This window comes from Bradyrhizobium pachyrhizi (assembly GCF_001189245.1).
Taxonomy (GTDB): domain Bacteria; phylum Pseudomonadota; class Alphaproteobacteria; order Rhizobiales; family Xanthobacteraceae; genus Bradyrhizobium; species Bradyrhizobium pachyrhizi.
Genome location: NZ_LFIQ01000088.1, coordinates 38422 through 62275, shown reverse-complemented (window position 1 = coordinate 62275; position 23854 = coordinate 38422). Strand labels below are relative to the sequence as shown.

Genomic DNA, 23854 nt, shown 5'->3' with positions numbered 1-23854 from the left:
GCCCGGATGGAGCGAAGCGCAATCCGGGACCTTATCGCCGAGCCTGCAGAACCCGGATTTCGCGGAGCCTGTCATCGGGCCCACGTTCGCGCGAACCATTGGCTCCATCCGCTACAGGTTCTTCAACGATCAATAGCAGTGGAAATGGCCGTGGCGGTAGTAGCCCCGGCAGCGGTGGCCACGGCGGTAACCGCGATCCGGGATGCCGAACACGCCCTTGACCGCGCCCATGGCGCCGCCGACACCGGCGCCGACGGCACCGCCGACCACGCCGCCCACCGGACCGGCGACCCGGTTGCCCTCATAGGCGCCCTCATGGGCGCCGCGGACGATGCCCTGGGCATGGCCGGCATGCGGGGCTGCGACCAGCGTCAAAGCGAGGGCTGCGGCCGCAAGCAGGAGCCGCGCGGAGAGGCCGGCTGGGACGACGGCCGCGGTCTTCACCTTGGTGTTGTTCATCTGGATTCCTTGATGCGCGGCGCGAGCGCGCCGCCGGGCGGGATTGTTAAACGTCCATGCGGCCAAATGGTTGCGTGTCGCAGGACCAATCGCGGCCGTCGTCGCGGCCCGCTCGCGAAAAAGTCAGCCGGCCGTGACAGGCAGGTCCGGCTTCGGCCTTGTTTGCGCCGCGCGCGGGATTAACCATGGCAAGTGATCACGGCCTTGGCCCGCCACTGGAACCAAGTTCGGATTCCGTGCATATTGATTGCTGGGGACGGAGAGCCGCGGCTTCGCGAGCAGGCCTGGAGGCCAAAGGTAAAATGCGTTCGTTCCTCATTGCGTTCACGTCCGTGATGCTCTTCACCGCCGGCGCCGCACAGGCCAAGGTCGATATCACCATCGACAAGGACAACCAGCAGATGACCGTCGCGGTCGACGGCGTTGCGCGCTATCACTGGCCGGTCTCGACCGGCATCCCGTCGCGAGAAACGCCGAACGGCAGTTTCCGCGCCTTCCGCATGGAAGAGGATCACTACTCCAAGGAATTCGACGACGCGCCGATGCCGCACTCGATCTTTTTCACCAAGATCGGGCACGCGATTCACGGCACCGACTCGGTGAACCGCCTCGGCTCGCCGGCCTCGCATGGCTGCGTGCGGCTGTCGCGCGACAACGCAACCACGCTCTACGCGCTGGTCCAGAAGGAAGGCGTGCTCAACACCACCGTGACGCTGACCGGCTCGTCGCAGGTCGCGCTGGCGCGCAATCCGCGTGGGCGCAACGGCACCGCCGTCGCCCGCCGCGCGCCGCAGCAATATGACGAGCAGTACGGCACCGCCGCCGCCGGCGATCCGGTCGTGCTGACGCCGCAGCCGCGAGACTATCCGGCGCAGGCCCGCACCGACGACGGCTACATCTATCCGGCCGACGGCAGTTCGACCGATCGCCGCTATCCGGCACCGCCGTCAAGCCGCCGCGTCTATGACGCGCAGGCCTATGGCCAGCAGCCGCAATATTACGGCAATCAGGGCTACGCGCCGGCGCCGCAGGGCTACTACCAGCCGCGCCCCGCCTATCAGCCGCGCGGCTTTTACGGCAACACCTATCAGGACTAGAGCGTTTTCGAGCGAAGTGGGCGCCGGTTCGCGTCAAGAAAACGCGTCAAAAGAAATCTGCCGCGCGCTCCTCGTCCGCTGACGGCGCCGCAGGCAGCGCGCCGTCAGTTCACGCTCCCCTCACCCGCTTGTGACCGTCGCAAAGGGCGCCCGTCATCGTGCGCCGTGGCCCGTCGTCGCGTCGTCATCTGATTGTAAAACTAGCCCGATATTCGGCGGCACAAGCGCCCGCTTGGCCCCTGGAGGCCGATTCACGCGGCATGCCCGATGAAATCAGGGCGAGAAGCGCGGGTCACGTAGGTTAGATCAGGGGTCGACATGAAACGGGGCATCGTTGTCCTTTGCCTGTGCATCGTGGCGATGGCCGCTTATTTCACGACGGACAGATGGGCCATCCGTCACACGACGCTGACGTTCCACGACGTTCTGCGCGACGACCGCAACGTCACGGTCGAGGTCGCGGTGCGCCGCGACCGGCAAATGCAGGCGATGGCCGAGATGATCGAGCTGCCGGTCGCGATCCTGAGCCACGGCAACACCGTCAAGAACACCGAGTACTCGTTCCTCACCAATTTGTTCGCGTCGCGCGGCTACCTCGTGATCAGCATTCAGCATGATCTCGACACCGACGCGCCGATGGTCACCAAGGTCGGCGAGGAATATGTCGGCCGCCGCATGCAGTACAATCGCGGCGTCTTCAACATCATGTATGCGATCGACGAGCTCAAGAAGGTCTATCCGAACGCAAACTATCGCCAGCTGACGTTGATCGGCCATTCCAACGGCGGCGACATCTCGATGTTCTTCGCCAAGCAGCATCCCGACCTGGTGAAGAAGGTCGTCACGCTGGACAATCTGCGCGTCCCCTTCATCACCGACGGCAGGATCAAGATCCTCTCGTTCCGCTCCAGGGATCCGGTGTTCAAGGCCGATCCGGGCGTGGTGCCCGACGACGAGACCTGCGCGAGACTCGGCATCAAGGTGGTCAGAACCGAATTCCAGCACAACGATCTCAGCGACCGCGGCCCGGACAGCGCGAAGTCGTCGATCCAGGCCGGCGTGGAGCAATTCCTCGACGAGGATGCCGGCGGGAACACGCCGACGATGCCGCTGCTCGCCGCCTCGACGCCCGCCTCCGCGGGTACAGCGCCGCCAGAGAACAAATAGCCGCGTCGCGCTGAAGGCGAGCTCGCGCTCTCCGGTGCTGCCGGACAGCTCTCCGTTCCGATTGAATCGGAACGGAGCTCTAGCTTCTTGCTTTGACCCTAAGCGCGCGCGTGGCGATAGCCGGCGGCAACGAGCCAGATTGCGGAAAGCAGGAAATAGAACGCGCCGAAGCCCGCATAGGGAGCGACGTCGAGAATGGTCGGCGCAACGGTGCCGATGGATTGGCTGATCATGTAGCCGCCGGCGAGTGCCGACTGCGCGCCGCTCAGGATCATCGCCCATTGCGCGCCATAATGACGCCAGCGCCTGACGCCGGTGTACAATTGCAGCACGCCCGCGAGGATCGCCCAAACCCCGAACACGGCCAGGACGGCATTGCTGCTGTGGCTGAGCGCCACGATGACGCCGAGCGTCGTGGTCGCGCTGACCGCGACATTCAGGGCCTGGGATGGGTTGGCCTTCAAGCCGCCATTGACCCGGGCATCAGCCAGATTGGCGATGCCGTCCCACGCCGGGTAGATCACGAACAGAAGCGCGGCAGGGCCGGCTTGTCGGCTGAACAGAACGGCGGCGGCGACCCAGGCGATCGAGAAGATGGCGCGCCCGAGATAATAGGATCGCAGCCAGGTGGATTGGGTCGAAAGGTGGCTTTGCATTGACAGGCTCCTTGTTTGGCTTCCTACTAGTAGGTAGATGAAAATTCCGAGTCAATCTGGCGCTCGAACGCCCTGTGAGGAGAGGAAAGCCTTGATTTGTCTTGTTAATTTACCTACTGGAAGGTAGGCATGACGTGAACGTGATGATTTCGACTTCTGAAAAAATTCTCGACGTCGCGCAGCCGCTCATCGTCGCGGGGGGCTATAACGGCTTCAGCTATGCCGACATCTCCGATGCCATCGGCATCCGGAAGGCGAGCATCCACCATCACTTCCCGACCAAGGCCGAGCTGGTCTCGGCGCTGGTGGATCGCTACCGGCAGCAGACCGAGCGGGGCCTGAAGTCGCTTCAGGAGCAATTCGCGAGCCCGACCGACCAACTGCAGGCTTACGTGAACTTCTGGCAGGCGTGCATCGGCGATGCCTCGCTGCCGTTCTGCGTCTGCGCGATGCTTGCCGGCGAGATGCCGATGTTGCCGGACGAGGTCGCATCTCGCGTCCGCGCCCATTTCCATCATCTTGCGGGATGGCTCAGCTCGGTGCTGCAGGCCGGCGCGGAACAGCATCTGTTCCGGCTGGACCAGCGGCCGCACGAGGAGGCCCAGATGCTGATGGCATCGGTTCATGGGGCGATGCTCTCGGCGAGGGCTTTCGCCGATCCCGGAGTGTTTGCCGCAATCGTCAAGCCCCAGCTCGCCAGACTGCTGGTAGCGGAGCGCTAGAGAGTTATCGGGCGACAGATCGCTTTACTGCTCGCCGTCGCGCAGTCGGCGGTACACCGCTCCCAGCACGTTCGAATAGTCGTCGGTCCAGACCCGCTGCTTCTCGTCGGCTTCGGTCTCGGTCCAGACATCTGATGATGCGAGCTTGCCAACGTCTTCCTCCTCGCGCGCGGAGACCACGACCGAGGTCGAGAAGATGTACTCGTTGTCGCGGCCGGAATCCTCGCTGTAGACCCAGCTCTTCATGTCGTTGGCGTCTGCGATGCCGACCACGACGCTGGCAAGCTCGAGATGGCGGTTGGAGACGTGCATCACGACCGCGCCCTGCGGCGCCAGCTTCTCCTTGTAGATCGCCATCGCCTCCTCGGTCGCGAGATGGATCGGGATCGCGTCCGACGAATAGGCGTCGACGATGATCAGATCGTAGGCGCCGTCCGGCTCCTTGGCGAAGGTCAGCCGCGCGTCGCCGATGACGGGCTTGAGGTTCGGCTCGCAGTTCTGGATGTAGGTGAAGTATTTCGGATCGCGCGCGGTATCGACCATCGACTGGTCGATCTCGAAGAAGCGCCAGTCCTCGCCGGGGGCCGACGCGCAGGTCAGCGTCCCCGAACCGAGCCCGATCACCGCCACTTTCAGCGGCGCGCCCTTGCGCTCGCGGATTGCAGTGATCGCCCGCCCGATGCCGCCGTCCTTGTGATAGTAGCTGATCGGTTCGGGCTTTCCGGCGACCGGCGTGCCGTCATCGTTCTTGAACTTCTCGGCGCCATGGATCGTGGTGCCGTGCATCAGCACGTGATACTGCCCGTTCGCCGTCACCACGATCTTGTGCACGCCGAAGAAGCTGCGCACCGTTTCGACGCGGCCGTCGTCGGATGGATAGGCACGCAGCACCACCAGCGCGACCACGACGGTGGCGAAGATCTTCCGGCGATTGGCGTTCAGCGCGAGCGCCAGCAGCGCCGAGAGCACGCCGACCGCACCGATCACCCAGACCCGGTGCACGTCGAACCAGTTGAAGATGTCGCCCCCCGAATGGCTTGGCGCGATCAGCGCCACCGCCAGCACCGCGAGGAACGGCCAGTACCAGGCGCTCCAGCGCGGCAGCCGCTCCGCGCCGCCGGGCGGACGGCATAGCGCCGCGAGCGCCAGCAGGATCGGATATTCGGCGACCCACGAGAAAGTAAAAGGCGCAATAAGCCCCGCGAACAGGCCGCCGACCATGCCGCCGAACGACAGCGCGACGTAGAAGCCGGTGAGATATTTCGCCGCCGGGCGGGTGCGCGCCAGTTCGCCATGACAGGCCATCGCGATGATGAAGAAGCAGAGCTGATGGCCACCGAGCGTGAGCAGCAGGTTCTGCTCGCCGCCGACCGCAAGCAGGATCACGACGCCGGCAATCGCCAGCGGCTGCGCCCGCAGCATCCATTTGTGCGGCAATAGCGGCCGCGACTGGAACACCACCACCCAGGTCAAGAGATACAGCGACAGCGGCAGCACCCACAGCAGGGGCGCGGCGGCGACGTCGGTCGAGATATGCGCCGTCACCGCGATCAGGAGGCCGGACGGCACCGCGGCGAGGAAGATCCAGCGCGCCCGCAGCGGCCAGGACGGCGCCGGCGCATTGGCGTCATCGACCTGCATGTCGATTGCGGCGGCATTGGCCGGCGACCGCAACAGCAGCACGCCGCAACTCGCGATCAGAATGATCAGCAGACCATAACCACCGGTCCAGATCAGGTTCTGGGTGCGCAACGTGAACATCGGCTCGAGCAGCACCGGATAGGACAATAGCGCGAGGAAGCTGCCGATGTTCGAGGATGCGTAGAGGAAATACGGATCGGGACCGTTGGGATGTCCGGTGCGCACGAACCAGGCCTGCAGCAGCGGATTGTTGGCGGCGAGCGCGAAGAACGGCAGGCCGATCGAAACCGCGAACAGGCCGAGCAGCCAGACCGCATAACCGGACGTCGGCGGCTCGCCCCAGCCGCTCCTGATCGCCAGCGGCAAGGTCAGCAACGCGACGACGAGCAGCACCAGATGCACCGCGACCGGCGCAATACGGCCGTTCAGCTTCATCAAGAGATGCGCATAGGCGTAGCCGCCGAGCAGCAGCGACTGGAAGAACACCATCGCCACCGACCACACCGCCGGCGAGCCGCCGAGCCGCGGCAGCACCATCTTGGTGAACAGCGGCTGCACCGAGAACAGCAACAGGGCACTGACGAAGATCGCGGCGGTGTAGACAACCAGCACCAGCCGGTTGCGCGAGGCGGTCGGCTCAGACGTCATGAAAGCTCCGGCATGGACCCGGCGGGCGCCGGAGGCGGACAGTCCGGTGGCACCCCACCGGAGGATTTCAGTTGAGCATACGGCACTATCACGGACAAGAAACGGCGGTCACGCGGACTTGACGACGCGGCGCTGCGGCGCCACAGCACATGCTCTAATCACTGCTTCTTGAAGCGGACATGAACGAAACAGACGTCGTTATCATCGGTGCGGGGCACAACGGCCTCACCTGCGCGGCCTATCTTGCGATGGCCGGGCTGCGCGTGAAGGTCGTGGAACGCCGCAAGGTGGTCGGCGGCGCCGCGGTCACCGAAGAATTTTTCCCGGGCTTCCGCAATTCGGTCGCCGCCTACACGGTGAGCCTGCTCAATCCGCAGATCATGTCTGACCTGAAACTTGCCGATCACGGCCTCAGGATCGTCGAGCGGCGCGCGCAGAACTTCCTCCCCTCGCCCGACGGCAGCTATCTTTTGACCGGCGAAGGCCGAACCCGGGAGTCGGTCGAAAAGCTCAGCCGCAAGGACGCCGCCACAATCGACGCGTTCTCAGGGGAACTCGAAGCCATCGCCGACGTGCTGCGGCAATTCGTGCTGCGCGCACCGCCGAACCTCGTCGAGGGCTTTGGCATCAGCGCGATCAGCGAGGCCTTCAACGCGCTCGGCACCGCCAACATCCTGCGCCGGCTGTCGCTGGAACAGCAGCGCAATCTGCTCGACCTGTTCACGCGATCGGCCGGCGAGATGCTCGACGAGCGCTTCGAGAACGACCTCGTCAAGGCGCTGTTCGGCTTCGATGCCATCGTCGGCAATTATGCCAGCCCCTACGCGGCAGGCTCGGCCTATGTGATGCTGCATCATGCGTTCGGCGAGGTGAACGGCAAGAAGGGCGTCTGGGGCCACGCGATCGGCGGCATGGGCGCGATCACGCAGGCGATGGCGCGTGCCGCGCGCAGCCATGGCGTCGAGATCGAAACCGATGCGGCCGTCCGCGAGGTGATCGTCGAGAAGCAGCGCGCCGTCGGCGTCATCCTCGACAATGACAAGACCGTGCGCGCCAAATACGTCGTCTCGAACGTCAATCCGAAGCTGCTGTACACACGCCTGGTGCCGGAAGGCGCATTGGCGCCCGAGTTTCGCGCGCGCATCTCCCGATGGCAGAACGGGTCCGGCACGTTCAGGATGAATGTGGCGCTAAATGCCCTGCCCTCGTTCACCGCGCTGCCCGGCCTAGGGGATCACCTCACGGCGGGGATCATCATCGCCCCGAGCCTCGGCTACATGGATCGCGCCTGGCACGATGCACGCGAATTCGGCTGGAGCCGCGCGCCGGTCGTCGAGGTGCTGATCCCCTCGACGCTCGACGACAGCCTGAGCCCGCCGGGCCAGCATGTCGCGAGCCTGTTCTGCCAGCACGTCGCGCCGCAACTGCCCGACGGCAGATCGTGGGACGATCATCGCGAAGAGGTCGCCGATCTGATGATCGCAACCGTCGACCACTACGCGCCCGGGTTCGCAGGCAGCGTGATCGGCCGCCAGATCCTGTCGCCGCTCGACCTCGAGCGGCAATTCGGCCTGCTCGGCGGCGACATCTTTCACGGCGCGCTGACATTGAACCAATTGTTCTCGGCGCGGCCGATGCTCGGCCATGCCGACTACCGCGGACCGCTGAAGGGTCTCTACCATTGCGGTTCCGGCGCCCATCCCGGCGGCGGCGTCACCGGCGCCCCCGGCCACAATGCCGCGCGGGCCATCCTGGCCGACCATCGCGCGCTGTTCTCGTAGACGACGCACCGCGCGCCGCGGGACAAGCTGTGGACAGGCGTGTTGAGAAGCTGTGGGCCTGCGGCGGACAGCGGCCTTGTCTTAAGACGGGATAACCGGTGGACGCCACTGTGGACCGGCTGTGCGACAGACGCTGACAATCCCGGGAGAACGCTGTTGACGTCTTGTCGACAAGCTGCGTGTGGCTCTGTGGACAACCGGTCAAAAAGAAAACACCGGGCGACATGTCGCCCGGTGCTTCCCTGAGAACGCCGTTCGAGAGATTACTTCAGCGAGCCGCTGATCGAGTTGAAGGTCCCGCTCAGTGCCGTGCCGACGCCATTCACCGCAGCGATGATGGCGATGGCGATGCCGGTCGCGATCAGTCCGTATTCGATGGCGGTCGCGCCGGATTCATTCCGCAAAAACTTAACGATAAAAGCCTTCATTGCAGCCCTGCCCTTGGTTGTGATGCCTTGGAACGAAGGGTGTTCCCAGTTCCGCCACCGTAATAGTACTGCAACATCTAAGGTTGTCTGAACCGGGAACCTCTCAATTCTCGCGATATTCGATTGAATCCGGCTTGAAATTTTAACAAAAACCGCGCTACCCGCCTCCGATGACCCCGTCCACACACCGCGCCAGCGTCACCCTTCCAGACGAATCGACCGCAAAGCGCGTGGTAGACGCGCTTTCCGAGGTGTTTTTCGAGGATCAGGCGGCGTTTGCGGCCTTCGAGCGGCCGGATGGCCGCTGGGACGTCACCGTCCATTTTGCCGAGCCGCCGGACCAAAATTTACTGCGCGAGCTGATTGACCAGGTGGTGCGGCAGGATGTCGCATCTACTTTAGTTTTTGATACCGTGGAGGCCAAGGATTGGGTCAAGGCCAGCTTGGAGGACCTTGTCCCGGTCGCGGCCGGCCGCTTTATCGTCCACGGCCAGCATGACCGGCACCGGATACCCCCCAACAAGCTCGGGATCGAGATCGAGGCGGCGCTGGCCTTCGGCACCGGACATCACGGCACCACGCGCGGCTGCCTGCTGCTGCTCGACCACGTGCTGAAGGCGTACCAGCCCCGCCGCGTGCTGGATCTCGGCACCGGGACCGGCGTGCTGGCGATCGCCGCCGCCAAGGCGCTGCACGACAAGGTGCTGGCCAGCGACATCGACCCGCCGTCGGTCAGGGTCGCCGAGGAGAATGCCCGGCTGAACGGCGCAGGCGATCTGGTGGACGTGATCCGCGCCACCGGTTTTGCGGCGCCGCGCTTTGCCGAAGACGGTCCGTTCGACCTGGTGCTCGCCAACATCCTCGCCAATCCGCTGCGGCAGCTGGCCGGCCCGATGGCGCGCCACCTTGCCTCGTCGGCGCAGGTCATTCTCTCGGGCCTGCTGACGCACCAGGCGCCGGCGGTCATCGCAGCCTACCGTGCCCGCGGGCTGGTGCCGCTGCGGCATCTGAAGATCGAGGGCTGGAGCAGCCTGCTGCTGCGTTTCGTGAAGTGACCGCGACCGGCAGACAGTGCGGCGACTGCACGCTCTGCTGCAAGGTGATGGCGATCGAGGAACTGGCAAAGCCCGCCAATACGTGGTGCCCGCATTGCAAGCCGGGGCGCGGCTGCCGGACCTATCCGGGCCGGCCGGCGGAATGCCGCTCGTTCAGCTGCGTCTGGCTGACGAACGAACTGCTGGAGGAGCACTGGAAGCCTTCAAGGTCGAAGCTCGTCCTGACCACGTCGGAAGATGGTCTTGAGGTCAGATGCGATCCGGGCTTCCCCGACGCTTGGCGCAAAGAGCCGTTTCGCAGCGAGCTCAGGGAATGGGCGATCTCCGGCGAGACGCTCGACATGACCGTCGTCGTGATCGCCGGCCAACGCATGACGCTGGTGACGCCCGAGCGCGAATTCGATCTCGGCATCGTCGGTCCCGATGAGCGGATCGTGCGCGAGCTCGAGAACGGCAAGCTCGTCAATGTGACCGTGGCGAAGGCGTCCGATCTGGAACGGTAGCCGCGATCCGCGGGTTGTTTATTCGGGCGCTGGCGAATCGCTACGGTTAGTCTCGACCTTGTCCTGACCGGCCGCGCGCTTGGCGCGCGCCTCGACAAGGCGGTCCAGCATCTGGACGATGACGCCGCGCTGCTTCTGTTCGACCGGCGCGATCGGGCCGCGGCGGACCGGCGGCGAGATCTTCTCAAACGTGAATGCAGGCATCGTGCATCTCCTCACCGTTGAGTTGAGACACTCCTGGACACTCCCCGTACGCTTGACCGTTGACGTGCAGTGGACATCGTCCGGCCAATTCCACTATGCCATATTCAAGCATAAGTTATGCCAAAAATATGGTCATGCTTGACCGCGCTCGCGCGAAGGTCAGGCCCCATCCGAAGAGAGTGCGACGGCGATGTTCGAAGCCCATTTCCAGACGTTCGAAGAGCCCGAAGGCGGCGTGGCGCTGACTGCCCGCTTGAGCGCGCTGCGCGAGGAGCTGGCGCGGCGCAAGCTGACCGGATTCGTGGTTCCGCGCGCCGATGAGCAGCAGAATGAATACGTCGCGGCCTCCGAGGAGCGGCTCGCCTGGCTGACCGGCTTCACCGGATCGGCCGGGCTCGCGATCGTGCTGAGCAAGGAGGCCGCCCTGTTCGTCGACGGCCGCTACACGCTGCAGGCCGGCAAGCAGGTCGACCGCAAGGCCTGGCAGGTCGAGCCGCTGGTCGATCCGCCGCCGGAGCACTGGCTGACCCGGCATCTGGCGGCCGGCGACCGCCTAGGATTTGACCCCTGGCTGCACACTTCTGCGGCAGCCGAACGGCTGGCAGCGGCCTGCACCAAGGCCGGCGCGGAACTGGTCGCCGTCGACAGCAATCAGGTCGATGCGATCTGGCACGAGCGGCCGGCACCGCCGCTCGGCCCGGTTACGATCCACGGCGCGCAGTTTTCCGGGGAGATCGAAGCCGAGAAGCTGAAGCGCATCCGGCTCGAGATCAACAAGCTCGGCGTCGACGCGCTGGTGCTGTCCGACAGCCACGCGGTGGCCTGGACCTTCAACATCCGCGGCGCCGACGTCTCGCATACGCCGCTGCCGCTGTCCTATGCGCTGGTGCCGAAGGAAGGCCGGCCGCTGGTGTTCATCGATCAGCGCAAGCTGTCCAACTCGACACGCGACCATCTCGAGCAATCCGCCGATGTCGAGCAGCCCGCGGCGCTGGCGGCAAAACTCACCGAGCTCGCCAGGCGCGGCGCCTCGATCGCGCTCGACAGCGCGACCGCAGCCGACGCCCTGAGCCGCCTGATCGCGGGTGCCGGCGGCAAGCCGGTGCGCGGCAGCGATCCCGTGAGCCTGCTGAAAGCGGTCAAGAACATCACCGAGATCGAGGGCACGCGCACGGCGCATCAGCGCGACGCGGTCGCGCTCGTGCGTTTCCTCGCCTGGATCGACCGCGAGGCGCCCTCCGGCGGCCTCACCGAGATCGACACCGTCGAGGCGCTGGAGACGTTCCGCCGCCAGACCGGCGCGCTGAAGGATGTCTCCTTCCCGACCATCGCCGGCACCGGGCCGAACGGCGCCATCGTGCACTACCGCGTGACACGCAAGAGCAACCGCCGCATCGAGCCCGGCGACCTCCTGCTGATCGATTCCGGCGCGCAATATGAGGACGGCACCACCGACGTCACCCGCACCATCGCGATCGGCAAGCCGACCGACGAGATGCGCGACCGCTTCACCCGCGTGCTGCGCGGACATATCGCGATCGCCCGTGCGATCTTCCCGGACGGCACCACCGGCGCGCAGCTCGACACGCTGGCGCGGCAATATCTCTGGCAGGCCGGGATCGATTTCGAGCACGGCACCGGCCACGGCGTCGGCAGCTATCTCAGCGTCCATGAAGGGCCGGCGCGGATTTCCAAGCTCGGCACCACGCCGCTGAAGCGCGGCATGATCCTGTCCAACGAGCCCGGCTACTACAAGACCGACGCCTACGGCATAAGGATCGAGAACCTCGAGCTCGTGATCGGCACCGACATTGCCGGCGCCGAGAAGCCGATCAATGCATTCGAGACGCTGACGCTGGCGCCGATCGATCGCCGCCTGATCGAGGTCGGCATGCTGAGTCCGGACGAACTGGCCTGGCTCAACGACTATCACGCCCGCGTCGCGCATGTGGTGCGTCCGCATCTCGACGACAGCGCGACCAAGCTGTGGCTGGACGAGGCGACGGCGGCGCTGAAATAGCGGCGCGCCCAGGCATCCGCACACTCGACGTCGTCCCCCCAACGCTCGGTGTCATCCCCCGCGCATGCGAAAGCGGGGGATCCAGTACGCCGCGGCCTATCAATTCAAACACGCCTGCTTCTGGAATACTGGGTCCCCCGCTTTCGCGGAGGACGACAGCGGAATCCGCAGCTGACGACAGTGTGTTTATTGCGCGAGACGAAACATCGTCACCGCGTCTCCCGAAATCGCATGGGCGTATGCCGAAACACCCGTATTCCGCGCGGACGGGCACGCTACAGTCTTTCCACAATGCTGGATCGGACCTGAATGCACGGCGTGATGGGCAAGCCGCCCGGCGCGGCCCAAGACAACATTAAAGACAACATCGCGACATCGAAGGTCATGCTGCTGATGCTCGTCGTGATGACGGGCGTGGCGCCGATCTCGCTCTACATGCTGGTGCCGGCGCTACCGGTGCTGGCGACCACATTCGGCCGCGACATCTCGATCGCGCAGATGACCGTGTCGCTCTACATGGTCGGCATCGCGCTTTCACAGCTGATCATGGGGCCGCTGTCCGACAAGTTCGGCCGCCGGCCGGTGCTGCTCGCGGGCCTCGGCCTGATGGTCGTGGCCGGCGTCGGCTCGGTGTTCGCCGAGACCCTCCCGCAACTGATCGCGGCGCGCTTCTTCCAGGCGCTCGGCGGCGCCAGCGGCATGGTGATCAGCCGCGCCATCATCCGCGACCTCTATCCGCGCGAGCGGGTCGGCGCCATGATCAGCCTCGTCGTCGCCGCGCTGATGATCGCGCAGATGGTGAGCCCGCTGACCGGCGGCCTGCTGGAGACCACATTCGGCTGGCGCGCGATCCTCTATCTCATCACCGCGGCGTCGCTGACCGTCACGATCTTCATCGCACTGGCGCTGCCGGAAACCCGCCGCGACCGTGCCGACAGCTCCAGCTTTCGCGGCGACCTCGGCAAGCTGATGACGAGCCGCGCCTTCGTCGGCTATCTGCTGTGCCAGGTGCTGGCGTCGCAGATCATCTTCGCCTTCGCCGGCGGCGGCCCCTACATCGTGGTGACCCAGATGGGCCGGACCAGTGCCGAGTATGGCGCGTGGTTCGCGATGACGGGGTTCGGCTACTTCGTCGGCAATCTCTTGTGCGTGCGCTTCGCGCCGCGGCACTCGCTGGAGAAACTGATCTGGTTCGGCCTCGCGCTGCAGGTCGGCGGCAGCCTGTTGAACCTGGTCTGGAGTTTTACCGGAGTAAACCAGGCCCCGATCTGGCTGTTCGGCACCCAGATGATCGTGATGATCGCCAATGCCTTCGTGATGGCCAATTCCGCCGCCGGCGCGATCAGCGTCCGCCCCGAGGCCGCCGGCACCGCCTCGGGCGCCATGGGGTTCCTGCAGCAGGGCATCGGCTCGCTGATCTCGCAATTCGGCGCCTATCTCGGCGGCCACTCCACCACGACGCTGCCGCTGACCGCGGCGATCTTCGCGATCTCGATCGCCTGCGCCTGCACCATGATCTTTGTCGTACCGCGGCGGCAGGTGGTGGTGAGCGAGGAGCTGATCGCGCAGGCCGAGGAGGATGAGCAGGGGATGATGTGAGGCGCGCGCCGCACCCTAGCTCGTCATCCCACGCGTATGCGGGGGATCCAGTACGCCGCGACCTATCGGCTCAACAATGACTGTCTCTGGAATACTGGGTCCCCCGCTTTCGCGGAGGACGACAGCCGAAAGTGCGGCGGCGTTGCACCCCTACTCCCCGATCAGCTTCAGCCACTCGTCCTCGGTCAGCACCTGGACGCCGTGCTTCTGCGCTTCGGCAAGCTTCGAGCCGGCGCCCGGCCCCGCGACGACATAGTCGGTCTTCTTCGACACCGAGCCGGCCGCCTTGGCGCCCAGCCGTTCGGCCGTCGCCTTGGCCTCGTCGCGCGTCATCTTTTCGAGCGATCCGGTGAACACCACGATCTTGCCGGCCACCGCCGAATTGCTCTTCGGCTTCTCGGCGTCGATGATCTCATCGAGCTCGCCGGTCAGCCGCTCGACGATGCCGCGATTGTGGCTCTCGCCGAAATAATCCGCGATGCTCTTGATCACGGTGTCGCCGATCTGGTCGAGCGCATCCATCTCCGCCATCGCTTCCTCGTCGCCCTTGGCGACCTTGAGGCAGGCATCGTGGAACGCGTCCCAGGAGCCATAGCCGCGCGCCAGCGCCAGCGCGGTGGTCTCGCCGACATGACGCATGCCGAGCGCGTAGATGAAGCGCTCCAGGCCAATCTTGCGCCGGCTGTCGATCGCGGCGAACAGATTGCGCACCGAGGTCTCGCCGTAGCCTTCGATATCCTCCAGCTTCAGCTTCGCGTTGCGCTTTTGCAGCGTGAAGATATCAGCCGGCTCCTTGACCCATCCCTCGTCGAAGAAATATTGCAACTGCTTCACGCCGAGACCATCGATGTCGAAGGCGCGGCGCGACACGAACAGAATGAGGTGCTCGACCTTCTGGAACGGACAGGCGAACTCGCCGGTGCAGCGGGCGCGCGAGCCCTCCTCGCCGGCCGCGGTCTCCTCGCGCACCACGTCGGTGTGCAGCGGGCACGGGCATTTCTTCGGGAAGTGGAATTCCTTCGCGTTCTTCGGCCGCTTGTCGATCACGACGTCGACGACCTGCGGGATCACGTCGCCGGCGCGCTGGATCACCACGGTGTCGCCGATCCTGATGTCGCGCCCCTCGCGCAGCACCTCGCCCTTGTTGCCGATGCCCTTGATGTAGTCCTCATTGTGCAGCGTGACGTTCTGCACGATCACGCCGCCGACACCGACCGGCTCGAGCTTGCCGACCGGCGTGAATGAGCCGGTGCGCCCGACCTGGATCTCGATGTCGCGCAGCACCGTCATGGCGCGCTCGGCCGGGAATTTGTGCGCGATCGCCCAGCGCGGCGTGCGCGACACGAAGCCGAGCCGCTCCTGCCAGTCGATGCGATCGACCTTGTAGACGACGCCATCGATGTCGTAGTCGAGCTCGGCGCGCTGCTCCTCGATCTTGCGATGGAACGCGATCAGCTCCTCGACCGAGTGACACAATTTGGTCAGCGGATTGGTCTTGAAGCCGCACCGCTCGAACCAGTGGATCATGCCGGTCTGGGTATCCTCCGGCATCGCGCTCATCTCGCCCCAGGCATAGGCGAAGAAGCCGAGCGGCCGCGAGGCAGTGACTGCGGGATCCTTCTGCCGCAGCGAGCCGGCCGCCGAATTGCGCGGATTGGCGAAGATGGTGTCGCCGGCCGCCTTCTGCCGCTCGTTGAGCGCGAGGAACGCCTTCTTGGTCATGTAGACCTCGCCGCGCACCTCGCAGACGTCAGGCACGTTGCGGCCCTTCAGCTTCTGCGGCACGTCCTCGAGCGTGCGGATGTTGGCGGTGACGTCTTCGCCCTCGGCGCCGTCGCCGCGGGTTGCCGCAGTGACGAGCTCGCCGCCCTCGTAGCGCAGCGACATCGAGAGCCCGTCGATCTTCGGTTCGGCCGAGAAATCGATCTTGTCATCCGGCAGCTTGAGGAAGCGCGTGATGCGCCCGACGAAGTCGACCACGTCGGCTTCCGCGAACGCGTTGTCGAGCGACAGCATCGGCAGCGAATGCCGGACCTTCCTGAAGCGCCCCGACGGCGCGGCGCCGACCTTCTGCGACGGCGATTCCGCGGTGACGAATTCAGGGAAGCGCTTCTCGATCGCATTGTAACGCTGCCGCAACGCGTCGTATTCGGCATCTGTGACGCTCGGCGCATCGTCCTGATAGTAGCGCTTGTCGTGACCTTCGAGCTCGAGCGCGAGCCGGGTCAGCTCGACCCTGGCCTGGGCCTTGGTGAGCTTGTCGACGTCGACCAGCGCTTTCTTGGCTTTGGTGGCCATCGGCGAACTAACTCGCCGCCCGGAGCAGCCGTTCCGCGGCCGCCCTCGCCTCCGCGGTGATCTCGGCGCCGGCCAGCATGCGCGCGATCTCCTCGCGGCGATGGTCGGCGGCGAGCGCGTTGACGCGGGTGGCGACCCGCTTGCCCTTGTCGAGCGCGTCCTTGGAGATCAGGAGATGCTGGCTGGCGCGGGCGGCGACCTGCGGCGCGTGCGTCACCGCCATCACCTGCACCTTGCCGGCAAGGCGCGCCAGCCGCGAGCCGATCGCATCGGCCACCGCGCCGCCGACGCCGGTGTCGATTTCGTCGAACACCAAAGTCGGTGCCGAGCCGCGATCGGCCAGCACGACCTTGAGCGCCAGCAGGAAGCGCGACAGCTCGCCGCCGGAGGCGACCTTCATCATCGGCCCCGGCTTGGTGCCCGGATTGGTCTGCACCCAGAACTCGACGCGGTCGATGCCCTGCGGCCCCGGCGCGGCCGCGTTGCTCTCGACCTGGGTCATGAATTTCGCGCGCTCGAGCTTGAGCGGCGCAAGCTCGGCGTTGACGGCCTTGTTGAGCTTCTCGGCGGCCTTGGTGCGCGCCGCCGACAGCTTGGCGGCAGCCGCCGCATAGCGCTTGTCGGCTTCACCGGCGGCCGCTTCCAGCTTCTTCAGCTGGTCGGCGCCGGCATCGATCAGCGCGACGTCGCCGGCATATTGCGCCGCCAGCGCGGCCAGCAGATCGACCGGCGTCGAATATTTACGCGAGGCGGCGCGCAGCGCGAACAGCCGCTCCTCGATGCGCTCCAGCTCGGCCGGATCGAAATCGGTCGCCGCCAGCGCGGCGTTGAGGTGCTGGTCGGCTTCTTCCAGCGCGTTGATCGCAATATCGATCGCCTTGACCGCGGGCTCGATCAGCGCAGGCGCGTTGGCGGCGCGCCGCTCCAGCCGCCGTACCGCGGCCGACAGCGACGCCACCGGCGAATGCGAGCCGCCGATCGCCTCCTGCGCCTCGCGCAGATCGGTTGCGATCTTCTCGCCCTGCATCATGGTGGTGCGGCGACCCGCGAGCTCGGTCTCCTCGCCTTCCTTCGGCGCCAGCGTCTTCAATTCCTGCGAGGCATGGCGCAGATAGTCGGCCTCGCGCGCGGCGCGCTCCATGCCGGCGCGATGCTCGTCGAGATCAGCATTGGCGGTCCGCCTGATGTCCCACAGCGCTTCCAGCGCCGCGACGTCCTTCTCGTGTCCGGCGAAGGCGTCGAGCAGCTGGCGATGGGTGGAGGCGTCGACCAGCGCGCGCTCGTCATGCTGGCCGTGGATCTCGACCAGCGCGGCGCCGACCGCCTTCAGGGTCTGCACGCTGATCGCCTGATCGTTGATGAAGGCGCGGGTGCGGCCGTCGGCGAGCTGCACGCGGCGCAGGATCATCTCACCGGTGTCGTCGAGGCCGTTCTCGGTCAGGATCCCGGCCGCCGGATGCCCCTTCGGGACGTCGAACATGGCGGTGACCTGCCCCTGTTCGGCGCCGTGGCGGACCAGTCCGGCATCGCCGCGGCCGCCGAGCGCCAGCGCAAAGGCATCGAGCAGGATGGATTTGCCTGCGCCGGTTTCGCCGGTCAGCACCGCGAGGCCACGGGAAAATTCGATATCGAGCCGTTCGATCAGGACGATGTCACGGATCGACAGACGCGCCAGCATGCGAGGACAATTCCTAGCCGAGACCTATCTTCTTGAAGGTCCTGCTGATCCAGGATCCCTGATTCTCGCTCGGCTCGAGACCGCCGGACTTTACTAGATTATATGCGTCCTTGTACCAGCGGCTGTCTGGAAAATTGTGGCCGAGCACCGCGGCCGCGGTCTGCGCCTCGCCGGCGATGCCGATCGCCATGTAGGCCTCGGTGAGGCGGTACAGCGCTTCCTCGACATGGCGCGTGGTCTGGTACTGCGTGACCACGGTCTTGAAGCGGTTGATCGCGGCGGTGAAGTCGCGCTTGCCCATGTAATAGCGCCCGACCGCCATTTCCTTGCCGGCGAGCTGGTCGCGCGCAGCCTGGATCTTGGACTTGGCCTGGGTGGCGTATTCCGAGGTCGGATATTTGCGCACCACCTCTTCGAGCGCCGCGATCGCCTTCTCGGTGCGGCTCTGGTCGCGCGAGATGTCCGGGATCTGGTCGAAATGCGATGCCGCGATCAGGTACTGGGCGTAGGACGCATCCGGGCTGCCGGGATGCAGCGTGACGTAGCGGGTGGCAGAGCCGATGCAGCTGTCGTAGTCGCCCGCCTGGTAGAACGAATAGGCCGACATCAGGAGCGACTTGCGCGCCCAGTCGGAATAGGGATGCTGACGGTCGACTTCCTCGAACTTCTTCGAGGCGGCCTTCAGGTCCTTCTTCTCGTTCATCATGTACAAGCCCTCATTGTAGAGCTTGTCCGCGGGCTCATCGACGAACGTGTCGTCCTTGGCCATGAACTTGTCCCACAGCGCGCCGGTGCCGCAGCCGCTGAGCGGCATGGCCAGCACGATCAGACCCGCCGCAAAACGCAGCGCGCGCGCGGCCTTGGTCAGGCCGGAGACGTCAGAAGAATTGCGTGATTCGAGCGCCATACGCATTGCCGACATGAATTTTAAAACCTGACGCCTTTGATGCGGTTAACGGCGACCCCACTCCACCCATGAACCGCGGTCATGGATGCAATATTTCCAGTGCCTTGACTGCCGTTACTCGCAACCGCAGGCCTGCTTAGCCGAAAAATGACCGTGGACCAACCGAATACGGAGCCATTCCGCCGGGAATAAGGCGACCCGACGAAGCTCACAGCCTGCTGTGGTTGTTACGGAAATTGGGCCCGACCGCCTGCGGCGATCAGGACACGTCCGGGCCATAGGCCGGGGCGACGAGACCGCCCACGGTGCCTGCACCGGCTTCGACATGGCCACGGGCCGGCCGCCGAGCCGTCTCCGATTCGACCACCCGCCAGGCGCTGCGGTCGGTGAGCAGCGCCTTCAGCACCGCGTTGTTGAGCTTGTGGCCGCCCCGTACCGACCGGTAGCTGCCGAGCAGCGGCAGGCCGGCCAGCGCCAGATCGCCGATCACGTCGAGCACCTTGTGGCGGGCGCATTCGTCGGCGTAGCGCAGGCCCTCGGCGTTGAGCAGACGGGCCTCGTCGAACACCACGGTGTTGTCGAAGGACGCGCCGAGCGCGAAGCCTGCGCCCCACAGCCGCGCCACGTCGCTCATGCAGCCGAACGTGCGGGCCCGCGCAACCTCGCGGCGGAAACCTTCCGGCGACAGATCGAAGGAGAAGGTCTGGCGGCCAATCACCTGGTTGGTGAAATCGATCTCGACTTCAGCGCGGAACCCGCCTGCGAACGGACGCAGTTCGCCAACCGATTCGCCGATCTTGACTTGCACCGGCTTCAAAACCTGGATGAAGCGACGGACGCCGGGCTGGGTCACAATGCCCGCCTGATCGATGGCCGCGACGAACGCCGCAGCGCTGCCGTCCATGATCGGAACTTCGGCGCCGTCGACTTCGATGGTGGCGTTGTCGACGCCCATGCCGCGCAGCGCCGCGAGCACGTGCTCGGCGGTCGAAACCAGCGGCCCTTCGCGGTCACCCAGCACCGTCGCGAACTCGGTCGCGATCACCGCATCGGCGGTGGCCACGACTTCGCGGTCGGAACCGTCGAGACCGGTACGGACAAAAATAAAACCCGCATCAACAGGTGCAGGTCCCAGGGTGAGACTAACAGGAAGACCGGAATGAACGCCTACGCCAGTCACGGTGGCTTGCGACCGAAGCGTTGTTTGACGGCTGAACTTCATTCGATAATGCCCACTACCCGACTTCACTCAATTCAAGTGGCCAAATTTCCCCAAGGCCGACTCGCTTGAGCTCCCCAAGTCACGGCAGACCATAGTCACAGCCCTAAACCGCGCCAACTCACGCTTCTTTACCGATTGTTACCCCATCTCCGCCGCATTCACGCCCAAGGTTAACCAAATTACGGCAGCGAAAACGGTCCTCGGCGACGCGCCATCTGACCACCGAAAGAATAATTAATCATTTAAAATCAGTTGCTTGTTTATCCGGCGCAATCGCTTGTGCGCGACAAGGAAAAGGCCCCGGCGGTTCCCCGCCGAGGCCTTCTTCGTAGCCAAGGTTGTAACAAACTTCAGTTTGCCTGCCGGCGCAGGAAGGCCGGGATATCAAGATGGTCGTCGCCCTGTGGCGCCGGGGCAACAGGTGCCTGGCGGCCATGAGCGTCCAGACCCTGCGGCGCAGGGCGCTTTGCATATTCGGATACCGGCGATTCGTTCGCCGAGATCTGCTGGGCGACGCTGCGGGCCGGCTTGCGCTCGGGCAGCGGCGGCATCGTCGGCATGGCCGGACCAGAGGTACGGGCCGCGATCGGCGGCTCGGTCTCCTCGTCGCGGCGGCCGAGGCCGACATTGGCCAGCCGCTGCAGCAGCGACAGGCGGGTCTTCTGCGGGTGCTCCACCTCGCCGTCACCGCTGGCCTGGCGGATTTCGGCCTGCGCCGGCATCGGCAGATCCTCGAACTTCGGCATCCGCGGAGCACGGACCGGCGACCGTTCCGCCGCCTGCGGGATGAAGGTCTCGGGCGGCATCGGCTCATGCTGCTCGGCCCGGGCGGCCTCGTGGTCCGGGAACAACGAGGGCTTCTGGGCAATCGGCCGCACGGTGACGTCACCGTAGGAGGCCGGCTGCATCGGCGCCTGGGCAGCCGGCGCGCTGTCGGGAGCAACCGCGGCGGCGATCGCCGCGAGCGCGGCGCGCTCGACAGCCGGACGCTGCTGCGGAGCGGCGGGAGCTGCAATCGGGGCGACCGTCACGCCGGTCGGCGGTTCCAGCTTCTGGGCACGCTCGGCCATGCGCTGATTGTCGGCACGCAGGCGGGCGGTCAGATCGGCCAGCCGGCTCTCCGGCGAACCGCCCGACTGCTGCGCGGCGGGAGCCTGGGCGCGGGAGGCGATCGCGGCCTGCTCGATACCGGTTGCGACCACCGAGACGCGAATGACGCCGTCGAGCGATTCGTCGAAGGTGGCGCCGACGATGATGTTGGCGTCGGCGTCGACCTCCTCGCGGATGCGGGTGGCGGCTTCGTCGACCTCGAACAGGGTCAGGTCCTTGCCGCCCGTGATCGAGATCAAGAGGCCGCGGGCGCCCTTCATCGAGCTGTCGTCGATCAACGGGTTGGCGATCGCGGCTTCCGCGGCGGTCAGCGCGCGCTTCTCGCCGGTGGCTTCGCCGGTGCCCATCATCGCCTTGCCCATTTCACGCATCACGGCGCGGACGTCGGCGAAGTCGAGGTTGATCAGACCTTCCTTGACCATCAGGTCGGTGATGCAGGCGACGCCCGAGTACAGCACCTGGTCGGCCATCGCGAAGGCGTCGGCGAAGGTGGTCTTCTCGTTGGCGACCCGGAACAGGTTCTGGTTCGGAATGATCAGCAGCGTGTCGACCACCTTGTGCAGCTCGGCGATGCCGTGCTCGGCGGTGCGCATGCGGCGCTGACCTTCGAAGTGGAACGGCTTGGTCACCACGCCGACGGTGAGGATTCCCATCTCGCGAGCGGCCTTGGCGATCACGGGTGCAGCACCCGTGCCGGTGCCGCCGCCCATGCCGGCGGTGACGAACACCATGTTGGCGCCGGTGAGGTGATCGCGCAGCTCGTCCATGACCTCCTGCGCGGCCGCAGCGCCGACGTCGGGCTGCGAACCGGCGCCGAGGCCCTGGGTGACCTGGGTGCCCATCTGCACGATGCGCTGCGCCTTCGACATGGTCAGCGCCTGCGCGTCGGTGTTGGCGACGACGAAGTCGACGCCCTGCAACCCGGCGGTGATCATGTTGTTGACGGCATTACCACCCGCGCCGCCAACGCCGAAGACGGTAATCCGCGGTTTCAGCTCGCTGATGTCAGGGGGTGTCAGATTGAGTGCCATGGTTGCCTCTCTCGATTATGCGCGCGTTGGTTCGTCCCGGCCGCTGGCCGCCGGAGCTGGTGAAAATGCTGTGAGCCGGGGTGCGGTCATCAGAAGCCCTCGCGAAGCCATCGTCCGACCTTTCCGAAGTAACCGTCTGTCCCTGTCCTGAGCTGCCGCGTGCGCCGCGGTTCGACATGTTCAAGATGTGCGTATTGCGGATAGACCAGGAGGCCCGTGGGCACCGAGAACGAGGCGCCCTTCGCCTCGTTCGGCAGCCGGCCGAAGCCGAGCGGCCGGCCGATGCGGACCTGACGGTTCAGGATGCGGGTGGCAAGCTCGACGGTGCCGGTGAGCTGCGAGGCGCCGCCGCTCAGCACGACGCGCGCCCTCGGCTCTGCCGCAAAGGGGGAATCCGCGAGCCGGTCACGGACCATTTCGAAAATCTCCTCGGCGCGATGCCGGACAATGTTCGCAATCGTGGCGCGGGACACGATTTGCGGTGTCTCCCGATCATCGCCTGCAGTGGGAACGGACATCAGCTCGCGCGAGTCCGAACCGCCGGTCAGCACCGTGCCGTATAAAGTCTTGATTCGCTCGGCATCCGCAATGCACGCGCCGATGCCGCGCGCAAGGTCCATCGTGATGTGTTGCCCGCCCAGCGCAAATCCGGATGCGTGCACGAGACGTCCGCCGGAATATGTCGCGATCGTCGTCGATCCCGCGCCCATCTCGACGACGGCAGCGCCGAGATCGGCCTCGTCATCGGTCAGCACCGAGAGGCCCGCGACATAGGGGCTCGACGCCATGGCTTCGACGTTGAGATGGCAGCGCTCGACCACCAGCATCAGGTTCTTGGCGACAGTCGCGTCCGACGTCACCACGTTCATGTCGACGCCGAACTGGCGCGCCACCATGCCTCTGGGATCGCGAATGCCCTTGACGCCGTCGAGCGCGTAGCCGACCGGCAGCGCGTGCAGCACGGTGCGGCCGGCGCCTGCGGCGTGGCGCATGCCGGCGGACGTGACGCGGCTGATATCGTCCGAAGTGACCGAGCCGCCGCGAATATCGGCCGCGGCTTCGACCAGCTGGCCGTGCTGCCGGCCGCCGGAGACCGACAGCAGGACGGATTCGACACGGACCTTGGCCATGCGCTCGGCCAGCGCCACCGCGTGGCGCACCGCCTTCTCGCATTCGGCGAGATCGACCACGGAGCCCGCCTTGACGCCGCGCGACTGGATCTGGCTGTAGCCGATCAATTCGACCGCATGGGTGCGTCCGCGCAGCGCCTCGTTCGGCGGCGACGGCCTCAGCCGCGCGATCATGCAGGCGATCTTGCTGGAGCCGACATCGAGCGAAGCCACCATCGCGGTGCGCTTCTGCATCGGGCGGGTCTTCGGGGTCAGGTTGCGATCGAGGCCGGTCATGCGGAGTCACCGGCCTTCTTCTTGGACTTCTTGTCCTTGAACAATTCGTCCCGCGCCTTGCCGGCGTCCTCGGACAATTGCACGATCAGCCGATCGGGCAGGCGCATGTCGACGGCGACAATGTCGCGCGAGAACAGCTTCTCGTCCTTGTCGAGCCTGGAGAGCGCAGCGAGCGCGTTGCCGACGTCGTTCTCCGGCAGGCGGACGTCGAGACCGTCCTTG

At 65.7% G+C, this 23854-nt stretch carries 19 protein-coding genes and 1 pseudogene; 8 read left to right on the top strand and 12 right to left on the bottom strand.

Going from position 1 to position 23854, the window contains the following annotated elements; all coding sequences use genetic code 11:
• Positions 1-129: 129 nt before the first annotated feature.
• Entirely contained in the window at positions 130-459 is a 330-nt protein-coding gene (locus AKL29_RS20625; protein ID WP_050385403.1) for a hypothetical protein, read from the bottom strand.
• A 302-nt stretch (positions 460-761) separates the two neighbouring features.
• Here AKL29_RS20625 and AKL29_RS20620 point away from each other — a divergent pair, with 302 nt between their 5' ends.
• Together AKL29_RS20620 and AKL29_RS20615 are read left to right on the top strand one after the other, a co-directional pair.
• A complete protein-coding gene (locus AKL29_RS20620) occupies positions 762-1556 on the top strand; it encodes a L,D-transpeptidase (protein ID WP_050385402.1) in 795 nt (264 codons plus the stop codon).
• Positions 1557-1874: 318 nt separating this feature from the next.
• On the top strand, positions 1875-2723 hold the full coding sequence (locus AKL29_RS20615; RefSeq protein ID WP_028332524.1) for an alpha/beta fold hydrolase: 849 nt from the start codon (positions 1875-1877) through the stop codon (positions 2721-2723).
• A 98-nt stretch (positions 2724-2821) separates the two neighbouring features.
• Here the strand turns inward: AKL29_RS20615 and AKL29_RS20610 are convergent, their stop codons facing one another.
• On the bottom strand, positions 2822-3379 hold the full coding sequence (locus tag AKL29_RS20610; protein ID WP_028332525.1) for a DUF308 domain-containing protein: 558 nt from the start codon (positions 3377-3379) through the stop codon (positions 2822-2824).
• A 134-nt stretch (positions 3380-3513) separates the two neighbouring features.
• Between AKL29_RS20610 and AKL29_RS20605 the strand changes: the two genes are divergently transcribed.
• Positions 3514-4101, top strand: coding sequence for a TetR/AcrR family transcriptional regulator (locus tag AKL29_RS20605; protein WP_028332526.1), 588 nt, complete (start codon positions 3514-3516; stop codon positions 4099-4101).
• Between the two features lie 24 nt (positions 4102-4125).
• On the opposite strand, the gene AKL29_RS20600 is transcribed toward AKL29_RS20605, so the two are convergent.
• Positions 4126-6390, bottom strand: coding sequence for a spermidine synthase (locus tag AKL29_RS20600; RefSeq protein WP_028332527.1), 2265 nt, complete (start codon positions 6388-6390; stop codon positions 4126-4128).
• Positions 6391-6569: 179 nt separating this feature from the next.
• Here AKL29_RS20600 and AKL29_RS20595 point away from each other — a divergent pair, with 179 nt between their 5' ends.
• Positions 6570-8171 carry a phytoene desaturase family protein gene (locus AKL29_RS20595; RefSeq protein WP_028332528.1) on the top strand — a complete coding sequence of 534 codons (1602 nt, stop codon included), beginning with the start codon at positions 6570-6572 and terminating at the stop codon, positions 8169-8171.
• Positions 8172-8434: 263 nt separating this feature from the next.
• Here AKL29_RS20595 and AKL29_RS20590 read toward each other — a convergent pair whose 3' ends face one another.
• On the bottom strand, positions 8435-8599 hold the full coding sequence (locus AKL29_RS20590; RefSeq protein WP_016841571.1) for a Flp family type IVb pilin: 165 nt from the start codon (positions 8597-8599) through the stop codon (positions 8435-8437).
• A 170-nt stretch (positions 8600-8769) separates the two neighbouring features.
• Here AKL29_RS20590 and AKL29_RS20585 point away from each other — a divergent pair, with 170 nt between their 5' ends.
• Positions 8770-9654 carry a 50S ribosomal protein L11 methyltransferase gene (locus AKL29_RS20585; protein ID WP_028332532.1) on the top strand — a complete coding sequence of 295 codons (885 nt, stop codon included), beginning with the start codon at positions 8770-8772 and terminating at the stop codon, positions 9652-9654.
• The gene (locus tag AKL29_RS20580; protein ID WP_050385400.1) at positions 9651-10157 is read left to right on the top strand and encodes a hypothetical protein; all 507 of its coding nucleotides are present in this window, start codon (positions 9651-9653) and stop codon (positions 10155-10157) included. Before AKL29_RS20585 ends, AKL29_RS20580 begins: the two co-directional genes overlap by 4 nt.
• 18 nt (positions 10158-10175) lie before the next feature.
• Here AKL29_RS20580 and AKL29_RS20575 read toward each other — a convergent pair whose 3' ends face one another.
• Complete coding sequence (locus tag AKL29_RS20575; protein ID WP_028332534.1) at positions 10176-10361, bottom strand: hypothetical protein; 186 nt, start codon at positions 10359-10361, stop codon at positions 10176-10178.
• A gap of 190 nt (positions 10362-10551) precedes the next feature.
• Here AKL29_RS20575 and AKL29_RS20570 point away from each other — a divergent pair, with 190 nt between their 5' ends.
• A complete protein-coding gene (locus AKL29_RS20570; protein WP_050385399.1) occupies positions 10552-12381 on the top strand; it encodes an aminopeptidase P family protein in 1830 nt (609 codons plus the stop codon).
• A 309-nt stretch (positions 12382-12690) separates the two neighbouring features.
• Positions 12691-13980 (top strand): multidrug effflux MFS transporter, encoded by a 1290-nt coding sequence (locus AKL29_RS20565; RefSeq protein ID WP_028332536.1) that lies wholly within the window; start codon positions 12691-12693, stop codon positions 13978-13980.
• 150 nt (positions 13981-14130) lie between these two features.
• Here the strand turns inward: AKL29_RS20565 and ligA are convergent, their stop codons facing one another.
• The 7 genes and pseudogenes from ligA to AKL29_RS45180 form a co-directional block, all read right to left on the bottom strand.
• On the bottom strand, positions 14131-16278 hold the full coding sequence (ligA, locus tag AKL29_RS20560; RefSeq protein WP_050385398.1) for an NAD-dependent DNA ligase LigA: 2148 nt from the start codon (positions 16276-16278) through the stop codon (positions 14131-14133).
• Between the two features lie 7 nt (positions 16279-16285).
• Complete coding sequence (gene recN, locus AKL29_RS20555; protein ID WP_050385397.1) at positions 16286-17956, bottom strand: DNA repair protein RecN; 1671 nt, start codon at positions 17954-17956, stop codon at positions 16286-16288.
• A 13-nt stretch (positions 17957-17969) separates the two neighbouring features.
• Complete coding sequence (locus AKL29_RS20550) at positions 17970-18878, bottom strand: outer membrane protein assembly factor BamD (RefSeq protein ID WP_050385396.1); 909 nt, start codon at positions 18876-18878, stop codon at positions 17970-17972.
• A gap of 244 nt (positions 18879-19122) precedes the next feature.
• Entirely contained in the window at positions 19123-20085 is a 963-nt protein-coding gene (lpxC, locus tag AKL29_RS20545; protein ID WP_028332541.1) for a UDP-3-O-acyl-N-acetylglucosamine deacetylase, read from the bottom strand.
• 350 nt (positions 20086-20435) lie between these two features.
• Positions 20436-22226, bottom strand: a complete 1791-nt coding sequence (gene ftsZ, locus AKL29_RS20540) for a cell division protein FtsZ (protein WP_028332542.1) — start codon at positions 22224-22226, stop codon at positions 20436-20438.
• Between the two features lie 89 nt (positions 22227-22315).
• Positions 22316-23632: a cell division protein FtsA gene (gene ftsA / locus AKL29_RS20535; protein WP_028332543.1), complete on the bottom strand. Its 1317-nt coding sequence runs from the start codon at positions 23630-23632 to the stop codon at positions 22316-22318.
• Positions 23629-23854, bottom strand: a pseudogene (locus AKL29_RS45180) (cell division protein FtsQ/DivIB); the annotation flags it as partial. The pseudogene AKL29_RS45180 and the gene ftsA, both read right to left, overlap by 4 nt.